At 27.6% G+C, this 15338-nt stretch carries 15 protein-coding genes and 8 tRNA genes; 19 read left to right on the top strand and 4 right to left on the bottom strand.

Annotated features, from left to right (window positions below; translation table 11 throughout):
• Nucleotides 1–19: 19 nt before the first annotated feature.
• The 3 genes from dnaB (at nucleotide 20) to LEQ07_RS09575 (ending at nucleotide 3204) form a co-directional block, all read left to right on the top strand.
• Entirely contained in the window at nucleotides 20–1348 is a 1329-nt protein-coding gene (gene dnaB, locus LEQ07_RS09585; protein ID WP_046822658.1) for a replicative DNA helicase, read from the top strand.
• A 198-nt stretch (nucleotides 1349–1546) separates the two neighbouring features.
• Entirely contained in the window at nucleotides 1547–1837 is a 291-nt protein-coding gene (locus tag LEQ07_RS09580) for a hypothetical protein (RefSeq protein ID WP_263330415.1), read from the top strand.
• 83 nt (nucleotides 1838–1920) lie between these two features.
• Entirely contained in the window at nucleotides 1921–3204 is a 1284-nt protein-coding gene (locus tag LEQ07_RS09575; protein ID WP_021428046.1) for an adenylosuccinate synthase, read from the top strand.
• A gap of 71 nt (nucleotides 3205–3275) precedes the next feature.
• On the opposite strand, the gene LEQ07_RS09570 is transcribed toward LEQ07_RS09575, so the two are convergent.
• The gene (locus LEQ07_RS09570; protein WP_035118266.1) at nucleotides 3276–4178 is read right to left on the bottom strand and encodes an acetamidase/formamidase family protein; all 903 of its coding nucleotides are present in this window, start codon (nucleotides 4176–4178) and stop codon (nucleotides 3276–3278) included.
• A gap of 290 nt (nucleotides 4179–4468) precedes the next feature.
• Here LEQ07_RS09570 and LEQ07_RS09565 point away from each other — a divergent pair.
• From LEQ07_RS09565 to LEQ07_RS09500, 14 genes are all read left to right on the top strand, one after another.
• Nucleotides 4469–4544 (top strand) — tRNA-Lys (locus LEQ07_RS09565).
• An 11-nt stretch (nucleotides 4545–4555) separates the two neighbouring features.
• Nucleotides 4556–4630: transfer RNA gene (locus LEQ07_RS09560), tRNA-Glu, on the top strand.
• 6 nt (nucleotides 4631–4636) lie between these two features.
• A tRNA-Val gene (locus tag LEQ07_RS09555) sits at nucleotides 4637–4712 on the top strand.
• A 7-nt stretch (nucleotides 4713–4719) separates the two neighbouring features.
• A tRNA-Asp gene (locus LEQ07_RS09550) sits at nucleotides 4720–4796 on the top strand.
• A 10-nt stretch (nucleotides 4797–4806) separates the two neighbouring features.
• Nucleotides 4807–4881 (top strand) — tRNA-Thr (locus LEQ07_RS09545).
• Between the two features lie 7 nt (nucleotides 4882–4888).
• Nucleotides 4889–4964 (top strand) — tRNA-Lys (locus LEQ07_RS09540).
• 22 nt (nucleotides 4965–4986) lie between these two features.
• Nucleotides 4987–5061, top strand: a tRNA-Glu gene (locus LEQ07_RS09535).
• Between the two features lie 6 nt (nucleotides 5062–5067).
• A tRNA-Val gene (locus LEQ07_RS09530) sits at nucleotides 5068–5143 on the top strand.
• Nucleotides 5144–5318: 175 nt separating this feature from the next.
• Nucleotides 5319–6035 carry a LytR/AlgR family response regulator transcription factor gene (locus LEQ07_RS09525; protein WP_263330414.1) on the top strand — a complete coding sequence of 239 codons (717 nt, stop codon included), beginning with the start codon at nucleotides 5319–5321 and terminating at the stop codon, nucleotides 6033–6035.
• Nucleotides 6029–7408: a sensor histidine kinase gene (locus LEQ07_RS09520; protein ID WP_263330413.1), complete on the top strand. Its 1380-nt coding sequence runs from the start codon at nucleotides 6029–6031 to the stop codon at nucleotides 7406–7408. Before LEQ07_RS09525 ends, LEQ07_RS09520 begins: the two co-directional genes overlap by 7 nt.
• 106 nt (nucleotides 7409–7514) lie before the next feature.
• Nucleotides 7515–7751 carry a hypothetical protein gene (locus LEQ07_RS09515; RefSeq protein WP_263330412.1) on the top strand — a complete coding sequence of 79 codons (237 nt, stop codon included), beginning with the start codon at nucleotides 7515–7517 and terminating at the stop codon, nucleotides 7749–7751.
• Between the two features lie 17 nt (nucleotides 7752–7768).
• Complete coding sequence (locus LEQ07_RS09510) at nucleotides 7769–8809, top strand: ABC transporter permease (RefSeq protein ID WP_263330411.1); 1041 nt, start codon at nucleotides 7769–7771, stop codon at nucleotides 8807–8809.
• A 67-nt stretch (nucleotides 8810–8876) separates the two neighbouring features.
• Entirely contained in the window at nucleotides 8877–10079 is a 1203-nt protein-coding gene (locus LEQ07_RS09505) for an ABC transporter permease (RefSeq protein WP_263330410.1), read from the top strand.
• Entirely contained in the window at nucleotides 10072–10776 is a 705-nt protein-coding gene (locus tag LEQ07_RS09500; protein WP_046823219.1) for an ABC transporter ATP-binding protein, read from the top strand. Before LEQ07_RS09505 ends, LEQ07_RS09500 begins: the two co-directional genes overlap by 8 nt.
• 40 nt (nucleotides 10777–10816) lie before the next feature.
• On the opposite strand, the gene LEQ07_RS09495 is transcribed toward LEQ07_RS09500, so the two are convergent.
• The 3 genes from LEQ07_RS09495 to LEQ07_RS09485 form a co-directional block, all read right to left on the bottom strand.
• Nucleotides 10817–11812: an ATP-binding protein gene (locus LEQ07_RS09495; protein WP_021428073.1), complete on the bottom strand. Its 996-nt coding sequence runs from the start codon at nucleotides 11810–11812 to the stop codon at nucleotides 10817–10819.
• A gap of 25 nt (nucleotides 11813–11837) precedes the next feature.
• Nucleotides 11838–12494 carry a DnaD domain protein gene (locus LEQ07_RS09490; protein WP_263330408.1) on the bottom strand — a complete coding sequence of 219 codons (657 nt, stop codon included), beginning with the start codon at nucleotides 12492–12494 and terminating at the stop codon, nucleotides 11838–11840.
• Between the two features lie 133 nt (nucleotides 12495–12627).
• Nucleotides 12628–12894, bottom strand: a complete 267-nt coding sequence (locus LEQ07_RS09485) for a hypothetical protein (RefSeq protein ID WP_263330407.1) — start codon at nucleotides 12892–12894, stop codon at nucleotides 12628–12630.
• Nucleotides 12895–12991: 97 nt separating this feature from the next.
• Between LEQ07_RS09485 and LEQ07_RS09480 the strand changes: the two genes are divergently transcribed.
• Nucleotides 12992–14455: a M1 family metallopeptidase gene (locus LEQ07_RS09480; RefSeq protein WP_052952040.1), complete on the top strand. Its 1464-nt coding sequence runs from the start codon at nucleotides 12992–12994 to the stop codon at nucleotides 14453–14455.
• Between the two features lie 86 nt (nucleotides 14456–14541).
• Nucleotides 14542–15336 carry an MBL fold metallo-hydrolase gene (locus LEQ07_RS09475; RefSeq protein ID WP_046823217.1) on the top strand — a complete coding sequence of 265 codons (795 nt, stop codon included), beginning with the start codon at nucleotides 14542–14544 and terminating at the stop codon, nucleotides 15334–15336.
• The last annotated feature ends 2 nt before the right edge of the window (nucleotides 15337–15338 follow it).

Here is a 15338-nt window from a genome sequence, read left to right as displayed (position 1 = left end):
AACACTAGAGGTGAGATAAATGGAGGATATAGGTAGAATTCCTCCACATAGTGTGGAGTCTGAGCAATCTATACTAGGATCTATACTATTAGATAAAGAAGCTATAATAACTGTTACAGAAACTATAAAACCTGAAGATTTTTATAAAGAAGCTCATAAAATTATTTATGAGTGCATGATGAAGTTAAACAATAAAAATGAACCTATAGATTTGATAACTCTTACAGAGGAGTTAAAGAAACAGGGCCATTTAGAAGATGTAGGAGGAATAAGCTATATAACTAGTTTATCTACTATAGTACCTACAACTTCTAATGTTAAATATTATGCAGATATAGTAAAAGAGAAATCAGTTTTAAGGAAGCTTATAAGAGTATCTAATGATATATTAAACTTAGGATATGATAGTTCAATAAAAGTAGAAGACATTTTAGAAAAAGCAGAAAAGCAAATATTTGATATATCTCAAGAAAAATCTAGCGAAGATTTCCAAGCTATAAATTCAGTACTTATGGATACATATGACATGATAGAAAAGTTATATACAAATAAGGAAGACATAACTGGAATAACTACTGGATTTGATGATTTAAATAAGAAAACTAATGGACTACAAAGAACAGACTTGATACTTGTTGCAGCACGTCCTGCAATGGGTAAAACAGCATTTTCGCTTAACTTAGTCCAAAATGCAGCGCTTAAAGGTGATGCATCTGTAGCTGTATTTAGTTTAGAGATGTCAAAAGAACAATTAGTTCAACGTATGCTATCTGCACAATCTCATGTAGAATTGAAAAAGATAAAAACTGGTAACTTAGATGAAAATGACTGGCCTAGAATTATAGATGCTATGTCTGTTTTATCTAATGCCAACATATATATAGACGATACACCTGGTATAAAAATAGGTGAGTTAAGATCAAAGTGTAGAAAACTAAAAATTGAAAAAGGTTTAGACCTGATTCTTATAGATTACCTTCAACTTATGGAAGGTGATGGAGGTAATGAAAGTAGGCAACAAGAAATATCAAAAATTTCTAGATCTTTGAAAATAATAGCTAAGGAATTAAACTGTCCTGTAGTAGCATTATCTCAGTTATCACGTGCACCAGAACAAAGATCAGACCATAGACCTATGTTAGCCGATTTAAGAGAATCTGGAGCTATAGAGCAGGATGCAGATATAGTAATGTTCCTATACAGAGATGAGTATTATCATCCTGATTCAGAAAGAAAGAATATAGGAGAAATTATAATAGCTAAAAATAGACATGGGGAAACTGGATCAGTTGAACTTGTTTGGTTAGGTGAAATACAAAAATTTGCGAATAAAGCTAGAGAAATGTAATAAAAAAATATCCACATGTTGATAATTTTATAAAAAAATAATCATATGTGGATATTTTTTATTTTAATTATAAAAACGATATCCACAATTTCCACAGATACTCTGTGGATAAATAGTGGATAAAAACAAATTAAAAAAGCAAGCTAAACTAGCTTGCTTTCTTATAATTAGTATAATTTTTTCAACGGGGGAGAAAAAATGATAAATATAATATATATATATCCAAATACAGAGTTTATAAACAATGAAATAAACATATGTAGAATAATTGATGATAAATATAAAGAAACTATAGTCGTATATGGTATTAAGGAAAATAATAAAGTAAAAATATACATTACAAATACATTTACAGGAGATAATAAATTAGTAAAAAAGGCTAACAATGTAAATGATATGATTAGATTTATAGAAACTAATGAACACGAAATAAAAATCCTAGAAAGCTTAGAATATGTGGAAAAATACATACTAAATAAAATAGGTTAATAAAAAAGGTTTTGAAAATAAAGCGAATGTTTGGTAAAATAAGAAAGTAAGTGTTCGAATAAAATAATTAGAGGTGAATTAATATGAAGACTGTTGCTATAGTAGGCTCTCAATGGGGAGACGAAGGTAAAGGTAAAGTTATAGACTATTTAGCTACACAAGCTGATGTAGTAGTAAGAGGACAAGGTGGAAACAATGCAGGTCATACATTAGTTGTTGATGGAAAGAAATATGCATTACACCTAATACCATCAGGAGTATTAAATCCAGAAACTATAAATGTAATAGGTAACGGAATAGTATTTGATCCAAAAGGATTTTTAGAAGAGTTAGCTAAATTAAATGCAGATAATATAGATACTAAAAATATAAAAATAAGTGATAGAGCACATGTTATATTCCCATATCACAAAGAATTAGATGCTTTAGCTGAAGAAGCTAGAGGAGATAATAAGATAGGTACTACTAAAAAAGGTATAGGACCTTGTTACATGGATAAAACAGAGAGATCTGGAATAAGAATATGTGATTTAATGGATAAAGATATATTCGCTAAAAAATTAAAAGCTCAAATAGATGCTAAGAATAAAATAGTTAAGAATATATATGGAGCAGAAGAGTTTGACTTTGATGCTATATACAATGAATACCTAGGATATGCAGAGCAAATAAGATCTTACGTAGATGATACATCAGTTGTTGTATACGAAGCTATAAAAGCAGGAAAGAAAGTCTTATTTGAAGGAGCTCAAGGTACATTACTAGATTTAGATTTAGGAACGTATCCGTTCGTAACATCTTCTCATCCTACATCAGGAGGATTCTCTGTAGGAGCTGGTGTTGGACCTAACATGATAAAAGATGTTGTAGGTATAGTAAAATCTTACACTACTAGAGTTGGAGAAGGACCATTTGTTACAGAGTTAAACGATGAAACAGGGGACAAGATAAGAACTCAAGGAAGAGAGTTCGGAACAACTACAGGTAGAGCAAGAAGATGTGGATGGTTTGATGCTGTAATAGTTAGATATGCTGCTAGAGTTAATGGATTAACTAGTATATCTTTAATGCTATTAGATGTTTTAACTGGATTTGATACAGTTAAAATATGTACATCTTACAAAATGGGAGACAAAGTTTTAAGAGAGTTCCCAGCTTCATTAGAAGATTTAGCTAAGTGCGAGCCTATATATGAAGAATTAGAAGGATGGTCTGAAGATTTAACAGGTATGGAAACATATGAAGAACTTCCTGAAAATGCTAAGAAATATATAGCTAAAATAGAAGAATTAGTTGGAGTAAATGTAGATATGGTTTCAGTTGGACCAAACAGAGCTCAAACTATAGTAAGAAAAAATATATTCTAATTTTATAATATATAAAATCAAAAGCTATGTTAAAGCATTATATAATGTCTTAACATAGCTTTATTTTATTTTTATATTAATTTATCTATATTTAATTGACTTAAAATATCTTTTTTAACTTTAAATCTAATAGTTTTTAAAGGATCAACAACTTGGCAAACTTCTATATCACTAGTTAAACTCATTAGCATAACTAGGTCATTTTTGGATAAGTTGCATTTAGGAAGTAAAATATCAAACATATCTTCGATAGCTATTTCATAAGCCTCATCTAAAGTTTCAGCAGAAGCTACAGTATAATAAGCATCTTCAGTTTCTAAGATAGGATTCTTTATTGTTAAGCTATCTATTACTTCAACTTTTACATCAACTAGAGCTCCTATTTCAGCTCCGCTTACTCCGATTTCACCATCACCCATAACAGCATGGATATCTCCAAGAGATAATAAAGATCCTTCTACTGATATAGGAAGATATACACTAGAGCCTTCAGCTATAATCTTACAGTCCATGTTACCACCGTGACTACCAGGAGTTCCACAATTTATAGACTTATTATCGCTTGGAGCAACACCTATAACACCAATCATTTTATTTAAAGGAAGTTCTAAATTATTAAATAAAGCTTTTTCATTTTCTATTTTTAAAATATTATGAGTCATAGTATCTAGTTTATTACCAAGAACTCCAACTCCAGGACCTGTCATGGCAAGAGCATTGCCTTTTAATTCAATAGAATTTATACTAACTTTTAAAGTCTGGTTAGGCATAGAATTTTCTATGTATAAAGGTCCAGTTGCTGGATTTACTCTATCAAAGTCTATACTATCCATATTGTCATCACTACATGTTATTTGACTACACATGCAATCATGAGTTTCAAAAACTACATTGCTTCCTGATTTTACTTTAAGAACTGGATTATTTAAGCTTGAAAATGTAAATGTATGATTTTCTTTGTTTATGAAGTTCATAAATTTACCTCCTTTATTTAGTATAAGAATATTATATTACAATAGTATTAATAAAATATTTTTATAATATAATCTTTAAAAAAATATAAAAAATTAACAAGATTACTAAATTTTACTGTAAATTATGCTTAAATAAATGGATTAAACCATTGAAAATAGGGTATTTAAATAATTTGCTTAAAAAAATTAAAAAATTTCACAAAAAGTGTTGACTAAAGTTAATAAAGCTAATATAATAGTATTTGTTGATACGGCAGAGAAAAAAGTCGAAACAACATCTCAGCAAAGATGATCCATTAGCTCAGTCGGTAGAGCACCTGACTTTTAATCAGGGTGTCCCGCGTTCGAGTCGCGGATGGATCACCATTTTTTTGCAAGGCCCATTGGTCAAGCGGTCAAGACACCGCCCTTTCACGGCGGTAACAGGGGTTCGATTCCCCTATGGGTCACCAATATTTGGGATTATAGCTCAGCTGGGAGAGCACCTGCCTTACAAGCAGGGGGTCACAGGTTCGAGCCCTGTTAATCCCACCATATATGCGGCCTGGTAGTTCAGCTGGTTAGAATGCCAGCCTGTCACGCTGGAGGTCGAGGGTTCGAGTCCCTTCCAGGTCGCCAAACACACATTGCTAGTGTGGCTCAACGGTAGAGCAGCTGACTTGTAATCAGCAGGTTGTAGGTTCGATTCCTATCACTAGCTCCAAAAAGATGATCCATTAGCTCAGTCGGTAGAGCACCTGACTTTTAATCAGGGTGTCCCGCGTTCGAGTCGCGGATGGATCACCATTTTTTTTGTAAAATATAATATGGCCCATTGGTCAAGCGGTCAAGACACCGCCCTTTCACGGCGGTAACAGGGGTTCGATTCCCCTATGGGTCACCAGCATTTGGGATTATAGCTCAGCTGGGAGAGCACCTGCCTTACAAGCAGGGGGTCACAGGTTCGAGCCCTGTTAATCCCACCAGTAAACTCTTGGATTTTATCTAAGAGTTTTTTTTGTGTTCAAAAAAGCTATATATACATAATGAATTCAGAGCAAACCGAGTTTTTATTATAAAAATGTATTATAACTTAAGAAGTATTTACAAATTATGTATAATAGTTATATAAACATATAAAAAATATATACAGGGGATATTATGATAGAAATAATTTTATGCGAAGATCAAATAGAACATCAAAAAAATATAGAAAGAAATTTAGAAAATATATTATGTGAAAAAAATATTGATTACAATTTAAACATATATTCAACTGGGGAAGAACTACTTAATAATTATAATCAAGGTGGGGATATATTTATACTAGACATTCAGATGGACGAGATAACTGGAATGGATGTAGCCAGAAAGATAAGAGAAATTGATAAAAATAAACCAGAAATAATTTTTACAACGTCACTTATTGAATACATACAAGAAGGATATGAAGTGAGGGCTTATAGATATTTACTAAAGCCTATACAATATGATGATTTTAAGAAGCATATTTTGAGTTGTATAGATGAAGTTATAAATAAAAGAGATAAATTTGTGTTAGTTGAAAATAAAAATGAAACTTACAAAATAAATATAGAAGATATAACTTATATTGAAATTCAAAGAAAAGATATGACTATATACACGGAAAATAAAATTTATGAGACTAAAATGACCATGGATAAAATTGAAAAGGAATTGAAAAACCATAATTTTTATAGATGTCATAAAAGTTTCTTAGTGAATATAAATTATGTAGAAAATATAAAACAATATATAGCTATATTAGATAATAAAGAAGAGATTTTAGTTAGTAGGCATAGATTTAAAGATTTTAAGCATAAGTTTTTAAGTTCTTTAGGAGAAAAACTATGTTAGATGTTGAGTTAATGTCAAGGATAGCTACAGGGGCATGTCCATTTATTGAGTATTTTGTTCTTTTAAAAATATTGAACTGTTTAGAAGAAAGAAAATATGAAAATAGATATTTAGATATAGTATTTTTGTTAATTGGTGCTTTAGATTCTATAATTTTATTCAGTAGAGAAACACAATACTATGGTTTCATAATAAATTTAAAATGGATATCTTTTATTTTATTTATAAAACTAAACTATAAAATAACTAATTACAAAGTATTGTTATATTATTTAACTTATACTACAGTTCAATATGTAATTGGGCAATGGTTAATTTATATAGTTTTCTTTTTTGTAACAGGCCATTCTGAGTATGCTTCAACTACATCAGAATATAACTATAATATAATATTTATTATAGAAAGTTCAATTAATATATTTATTAATATAAGCTATATTAATCTAATTAAAAGATTTAGAGATACAGATAAAGAAAAAGTAAGTGTAATAATTATAATAGGATGTATAATAAGTAATTTTACAGTAGCTATTATGAATAGTCTGCCTACATGGACATATATGTTTAGAATGAATTATTCTTATGATCATCTTAATGTATTTAATATAAATGTAACCCCTAAGCTGTCTTTTACAAGTAGTTTTTTACTTTTAATGATAGTTTTTAAAATCATTAAAGACATTAAAGAAAAAAGTGAAGAGCGTTTATTAAAAGAAAAAATAGATATTCAGTACAAGTATTATTTAAATCTTCAAGAATCTCAAAATAAAGTTAAAAAACTTTATCATGATATAAATAATCATATATTTTGTATAAAAAATCTAAGTTATGACAAAGAAGATGTAAATAAATATATAGAAGAAATGAGTAAGGAATTAAGAGAATTTAAAGAAATACATAATACTGGGAATATGATATTAGATATTATATTAAATGAAAAACAAAATATTTGTAATGAAAATAATATAGATTTAACTTGTGATGTTAATTTTTCTAAATGTAATTTTATAGAAATGACAGATGTATGTAGCATATTTTCAAATATATTAGATAATGCAATAGAAGCGTGCAATAAAACTTATATTGATAAAAAATATATAAAAATAAGGGGAACTCTTGTTAAATCATATTATGTTATACGCTGTGAAAATTCTAAAACAAATAAATTAGAGATAAAAAATAGTAAAATTATAACTAGCAAGAAAGATAAATTTATTCATGGAATAGGACTAAAAAGTGTTAAATCTTCACTTAAAAAATATAATGGAGATTTAGAAATAGAGGATTTTAAAAATAAATTTTTATTACAAATTTATATACCTATAGATGAAAACATGACAGTTGGGGCTACAAAAGTACCAGTTGTACTATAAATATTGAATCAAAAAAAATAAGGTGTTATCTTTTAAACGTAAAAGATAACACCTTATTTTTTGATTTTAGGGGCATAAATATGAATTACAAAAGGGAGGGTATATTTTGAAGATTAGTTTTAAGTTAGCAATTGCTTATATGAAAGAGCAAAAAGGAAGGACTATCGCATTAATAACAAGTATAGCGTTAGCTGTAATACTAGTATTTTCATTAAATGTAATACCAGAAACACAAAGTAAACTAGAAATAAAAGAAGCATATAAAAATTATAGTGACTATCATGTTGAATATAGTAATTTAAGCGATGATATAGTTAATAAGTTAAAAAAGATAAAGAAGTAACTGAAGTTAATGATATTTTGGGGTTAGGTAAAATTGTAGGAAAAAACGGAACATCAATTCAATTAAATTCATATAGCGATAAATTTATAGATTCATATGGATATCAATTATCGAAAGGAAGCAATCCTAAAAATTCAAATGAAATAGTTATAGAGCAAAAAGCATTAAAAGAAATGGGCTTAAGTGATGATTTAAACCAAGAAATTGATTTTAAAATTGTAAAGTATTATGTTGATAAAAATAATGAAAATCAAATATTTAGTAAAGATAAAAAGTTCAAACTTGTTGGGGTAGTAAAAAAGCCAGATGCTTACTATGAAGATTCAAGTAGTTATGCAAGTGAAAATGAGTACTATGGAGTAAAGGCTTTTACTAAAGATAATAGCAATGAATCTATATTACCAAATAATTTAGTAACTCATGGTGGAACTTTATATTTAAACTCATCTAGACCTGATATTGGAAAAGCTTATGAAATTATAAATAAATATGGATTAAATGATTCAAATTTCATGGTAAATGCATCACTAACACAAGTTTTAGATGATTACTCAATGTCAAAGGGAACAACATATACAATGAAGCGAAAGTTATATCCAATGTTAGCGGCAACATTAGTTATATGTAATATATTTAGTATAGTACTTATAGATATGACAAAACAAATAGGTATATTGAGAGCAATTGGTTTATCTAAAAAGAAAGTAAGATTTATGATTGCTATAGAAAGTATTGTTGTATTAGCATTAGGTCTTATATTTGGATTCTTGATAGGAACGTTAGCTTCATATGCTGGATTTTACATTATTTATGGGAGGTTTGTAAATCTTTACATAAGTAAAGCTAGTATATATGAGCCTATGTTAATGGCTATCATAGCTGTGTTTATATCAAGTTTAGTACCAATATATAAAAGTGGAAAAATTTCGCCTGTAGAGGCTATTAGAAGCAGTGATAAATTTAATAAAAAACAGAAAAATAGATTTTATTATAAATTAGTAAGAAAGGTTTTTGGATTTTCAGGAGAAATGGCTTACAAAAAACTTTTGGAGAAATAAAATAAGAACAATACTTTGTATTATATCCATAAGTTTGGGAGGAGTACTTTTTATAGATACGATTGCAATGTCAAAAAATGAAGATAAAAGCTTAGATAATACTACTATGCCTCTTATGATGATGGGAAATAGTGATATAAAATTATCTCATAATCCTAATAATGCAGATTCTAATTTTACAAAATTTAGTAAAGATGAAATAGAAAAAATATCAAATATAAAAGAGGTAAAAAGTGTAAAGCCAGTTATTGAGTTAACTGGAATATTTATAACTAACTCTAAAGATTTAACCAAAGAGTATAAAAGTGTAAATGCGATAGTTGATGAAAATAAAAACTTAGAAGAATATGTAGATATTGAAGGCAATAACAATGAGAGTTTAAAAAACATAGACCAATATATTGAAAAAGGGAAAAATATAAATGATAAAAGTAAAGGTAAGTATCCAAAAGCTTTAGTAACGAATTATTTTTACTCTAATGCATCACCTAATACAAAGTTATTAAATGATATGAAAGTAGGCGATTTAATAAATATAAAAATTCCTGTTACAAAAAACAATAAAGTAGAGTATAAAAATGAAAAGATAGAGGTTGCTGGGATTTTAAACGGAGACTATGTTTTAAGAGAAGGTGGATTATCAACTGGGTTAAAAATTGTATTAAATGAAGATGATTTTAAAAATATAAGTGGACGAGAAAATTATAATAAACTAAATATACAAATTGAGAAAGGAACTGATAAAAAATCTCAAAATGAAATAGAAAAAGTTATAAAAAATAATCCATTTTCAAAATTTGAAAGTAAGTACAATTATAAAAATTTCTATATAAAACAAAGTGAAAGAAACACAAAAGAAACACTAGTAATTGTAGCTTTAATATTACTAATATCATCTATAAATGTATTATGCATAATAAAAGCCAACATAATGACTAGAATGAATGAACTTTCAACATTAAGAGCTATAGGAATGAGTCCTAAAAAACTTAAAAATATGATTGTAAAAGAAAATATAATGTATTCAGTTTTTGCATCTATATTGGCAAGTATAATTGCTACTCATAACATTTATAAATTTACAAAACTTGTAAATGAAATACATAAAGAAGGATTAGGAACTAAAGAAGCTATAAAATTTACATTGCCAATATTTGAAAGTGTAGAATTTTTAATAGTATCTATAATTATGTGTTTAATAGCAGTATTTTTATGTAAAAAGAAGATAGAAAAAATGAGTATAGTAGAGGGGTTAAGTACAAATGAATAAAGGTGGGGATTTTGTGACAAATATATTAGAGATAACAAATTTAAATAAAATATATGGCAAAGGTGACAATAAAGTACAAGCATTAAAAGATATAACTTTATCTATAGAAAAAGGCAAATTTACAGCTATAATAGGTCCGAGTGGAAGCGGTAAAAGTACACTTTTAAATTGTATTGCAGGACTAGACACTGTATCATCAGGTAAAGTAATGTTAAAAGGGAAAGACATTTCAACTTTAAATGAAAATAAATTATCTAAATTAAGAAGTGAAGAATTTGGATTTATATTTCAAAGTTTTAACTTAATCCCAGTTATAAATGTATATGAGAATATAATACTTCCAATATCTATAGACGATAAAAAAGTAGATAAAAAATACATAGACAGTATAATTGATAAGTTAGGTCTTAAAGATAAAATTAATAAATTTCCTAATGAGTTAAGTGGAGGTCAACAACAGAGGGTAGCTATTGCGAGAGCTTTAGCTAATAAACCTAAAATAATATTTGCAGATGAGCCAACAGGAAATTTAGATAGTAAAACAACAGAAGAAGTTATGGATTTATTAGGAAGTTGTGTGAAAGATTTTGGACAAACATTAGTTATGATAACTCATAATAATGAAATTGCTAATATGGCAGATATTTGTATTGAAATTAAAGATGGAAAATTATATATGGATAAGAAGATTGTCTAGTAATTAAAAAAATGACTAAGTTAGAAAATACGGAGATTTTCTACTTAGTCATTTTTTGTTCCCATCTTAAATCATTACCTATAAACTTAACCATTCTAAATCTATCAAATATTCTAGAGAATATTCTTTGTGCGTATATATCTCCTAATTGCATAGGTGATAAGTTAGTTGAAATTATAGTTTTCTTTCCTGATAATAGACGAGTATTTAAAATATTAAATAATTCACTATTAGTAAAAGAGTTAGTAAGCTCTGTTCCTAAATCATCAATTATTAAAAGATCACAATCAAATAAATTATTATAATTATCTTTTGTTATATGATCATCTGAATTTTTAAACTTATATTCTTCTATTATTTCAAACATTTTAAAAGCAGTCTGATATATAACTAAGTAACCCTTATCTAAAAGTTCTTTTGCAACACAGTTACACATAAAACTTTTCCCTAAACCTGTGTCTCCATAGAAAAGCATATTTTCATCGTTATCTTTATCAAAATTCATAACAAAACCTTCACATATAGATAATATCTCTAATATATTTTCTTGAGGAGATACTCCAGAAGAATCTTCTCTTTGAGTAGAGAATATAGATTCATCAAAAGTAGAAAAGTTTTGATGATGAAGAACTCTAGATAAATTAGACATATGATAGGCCTCGTTTATTATTCTTTGCTTAAGGCAATTACACTTGTGTCCATTTCCTAAAAATCCTGTATCTTTACACATAGAACAATCATGCTTAACTTCTAAATACCCATTAGGTACACGATTATCTGATAAGAGTCTTTCTTTCTTTTTCTTTAATTCGTTCATTTGAGCTTTAGTTTCATTTAATATAGACTCTTTATCTTTAGGATTTAAAAGAATTAATTTAGCGAGTTTTAATCCTATCTTACCTATTTCCTCATCTATTTGTTTAATTTCAGGTATTCTAGAGTACACTTTCTTTTTTCTTTCTTGTAAATCACGTTCAGATTGATCTCTTTTTCGCTCATAAGAAGTAAGAATATCTCTCAATGTTGATTCTTTCATATATTAATCACCTACCTAAAATTATTTATCTAAATTTGCCTTTTTGGCTTTCTTGAAGTATTTTTTCTAATTCATCTGGACTATATTTGGTAAAAGTCTGATTTATATTATGGAATCTAGTTTTAACTTGTTTAGGAGCAGTATTAGAAGATTTTGAATTAACTTTTTTAGTTTCTGATTGTTTCTTAAATTCTTCTTCTGACGCTTTTAAGTCTTCTAACGTTTTAATATTTTTATCATTCCAACTCTTAACAATTCCGTTAATATAAGCTATAGAAGGATTAGAAATATTTTTAGACTTAGAACATGCTTCTAAAATAAGTTCTATATCAAATTTATATTTATCAAACCATACATCCATAATTTCCTTTTCAGCTTTTGTAGCTTGTCTAGAAAATCCGAGTTCATTAAATACTGTTTTATACATCATAAATCGCTTACTTCTTTGAGCAAAGCTATTTTTAACATCTTCAACAGTATAAAGACTAGCATCATACCAGTTTCTAATTATACCTTCTACATAACTAACAGGTTTAGCAACTCCAGTCTGTTCTTTAACGTGTTCATAAGCGCATACTATCATTTCTGTGCTCATATTATATTTATCTATCATATCCATAATTGTAATCTTCTCATTAGATTGAAGATGTCTACCTATAATTTGATTTATAGAATTAAACATTTTTCTAATTTCAGGATTGTCATTTATGCTAACGATAGTATTAACATCAGATTTAACTGAATTATTTGCGTTTAGTATATTATCAATATATATTTTTTCAAATCTAAAAACTCTATTGAAAAACTAAAATCATCTAGCCCATCATTTTTATGTTTTTTATTAAATTCTTGTCTTCCCAAAAATCCCAAGCTGCCAATACATCAGATAATGGTACATTTAAATTTTTTGCAATAGAATTATTATTAAACTTAGGGTTAGAAGTCTCATCACATGCATATCTATAGCCTAAAAGATAAACTTGTACGTATAATCCATTAGCCATTGGCATAAATATATCTATAAATATGTTATCAATAGTAGTTTGTCCTAAATCTATTTCATTGACTTCTTTAAAGAACATTTTATCACCTCAGATTGATTATAACATAAAATCTATTACAAATTATGATGTAGAGAATTAAAAAAATATTCATTTAACTACAAAGGGGGATTTAAAATTGATTATTGATTTTAGAAGGAAAAATAGAAAAATTATATCTTTTATGATCATAGGTATTATTTTTCTAGGAGGGCTATTTTATTTTAATAAAGAAGCTGATAAGCCTGTTTCAAATATAAAAACAGAGAATATGAGTTCTTATAAGATGGATGTAATATTAGATGATGAAAGTAAGCGTTTGATGTGCAATCAAAATGTACAATACGTTAATGATACTAAAAATGAGTTAAAGAGTATTTATTTTCACATATACCCAAATGCATTTTCAAAAGAAGAGTTTGCTCCATTTGAAAAACCTCAAATGAAACAAGCATATCCAAATGGATTTAATGAAGGGTACATAGATATTAAAAATATATTAATTGGTGGAGAAAAAGTTAAATTTAATATTGATGGTAATAAAGAAGATATATTAGAAGTACGCTTGGACAAACCTTTAAAGCAAAATGAATCTGTATCTATAGATATGAAGTTTAATGTAAAGATACCTAACTCAGTTGGTAGATTTGGATATGGAAATGATACTATAAACGTTACAAATTGGTTCCCTATAGCTTGTGTATATGATGATAGAGGATGGAACACAAAAAGCTATGAAAGTATAGGTGATCCATTCTATAGTGATGTAAGTAATTATAAAGTTACTCTTTTAGCTCCATCTAAATATAAATTTGGGACTACTGGAAAGGTAACAGAATCAAAATCAAGTGATAAAAAATCTATGTACAATATAGAAGCAAATAAAGTAAGAGATTTTGCTTTTGTTTTAAGTGATAAATTTAATGTTAAAAAAGATTATACAAAAGATACAGAAATATTAACTTATAATTTAGATAAAAAATTCTCTGATTTATCTACAACAATAGCAAAAGATTCTATAGAAATATTCAGTGATATGTTTGGTAAATACCCATATGATACATATTCTGTTATAGCAAGTGACTTTTACATAGGGGGTATGGAGTATCCAACTTTATCTATGATAGATAAAAGCTTATATAATTCTAAAAATAAATTTTTATTAGAATATGTAATAGCTCATGAAACTGCACATCAATGGTGGTATAGTGTAGTTGGAAATGATGAAGTTAATGAGCCTTGGTTAGATGAAGCTTTAACTGAATATTCTACAGTACTTTACTTTGAAAAAAAATATGGTAAAGAAACAGCTACAAGATTAATGAGCACTATGGAAAAACAATCAAAATCGTATTCTAGTCAAGATATGTTTAAGCCTTCAAGCAAATATAAAAATTCAATGGATTATAGTTTAAACGTATACACTAAAGGTGCAGTAGTATTCCATAACATAAGAGAAGAAGTAGGAGATAAAGTATTTTTTAAAGTATTAAAAGAATACTATGAAACATATAAGTTTAAAAATGCAAATGGATCCCAATTTATGGAGTTATGGAGAAAAAATGGAGTAGATATAGATAACATAATAAAGAAATGTAAGTAAATTTTAGGTAGAGCCTTAAAAAATATTTTAAGGCTCTATTTTTTTGGTATAATATAATTTATGATTGTAAAAGAAAGAGGTGCCACATGATAGAATACAGTTCTATAGGAAGTGGAAGTAGTGGAAATTGTCATTATATTGGATGTAAGAACACTAAGGTTTTAGTTGATGCAGGCCTTAGCGGAAAGAGAATAACAACTAATTTAAAAGATTTAGATATAGATGCAAATGAATTAAAGGGAATATTTATAACACACGAACATTCAGACCATATAAAAGGAGCTGGAATATTATCAAGGAAATTTGATATACCTATATTTGCTAATGTGAAAACATGGTGTGCAATGAAGGATAAAATAGGGGATATAAAAGATAAAAATATGAAAGTTTTTGAAAATGATAAAACTTATTCATTAGATGATTTAATAATAAGACCATTTTCGACATCTCATGACTCTGCAGATTCTGTGGGATATAATTTTTATAATGATAAACAAGAAAAAATATCTATTGCAACAGATATAGGGTGTATAACAGAAAATTTAAAGAAACATTTATATAAATCTAAATTAGTAGTATTGGAATCTAATTATGATCCAAACATGCTTATGATGGGTTCTTATCCATATGCTTTAAAAAAGAGGGTTATGTCTGAAATAGGACATTTATCAAATGAAGAAGCAGCTAAGTTTTGCGTGGAACTAATTAACCAAGGAACAGAATCCATATTACTTGCACATTTAAGCAAAGAAAATAATTTTCCAGAATTAGCGTATGAAACAACTAAGGGAATTTTATTACAAAACAACATGATAGTTGGACAAGATCTTAAGTTAGATGTTCTTTTAAGAGAAGATGCATCAGATATATATAGACTATAGAA

This window comes from Paraclostridium sp. AKS73 (genome assembly GCF_025671395.1).
Classification (GTDB): domain Bacteria; phylum Bacillota; class Clostridia; order Peptostreptococcales; family Peptostreptococcaceae; genus Paraclostridium; species Paraclostridium benzoelyticum.
This window is presented reverse-complemented; position numbering and strand designations above follow the sequence as displayed.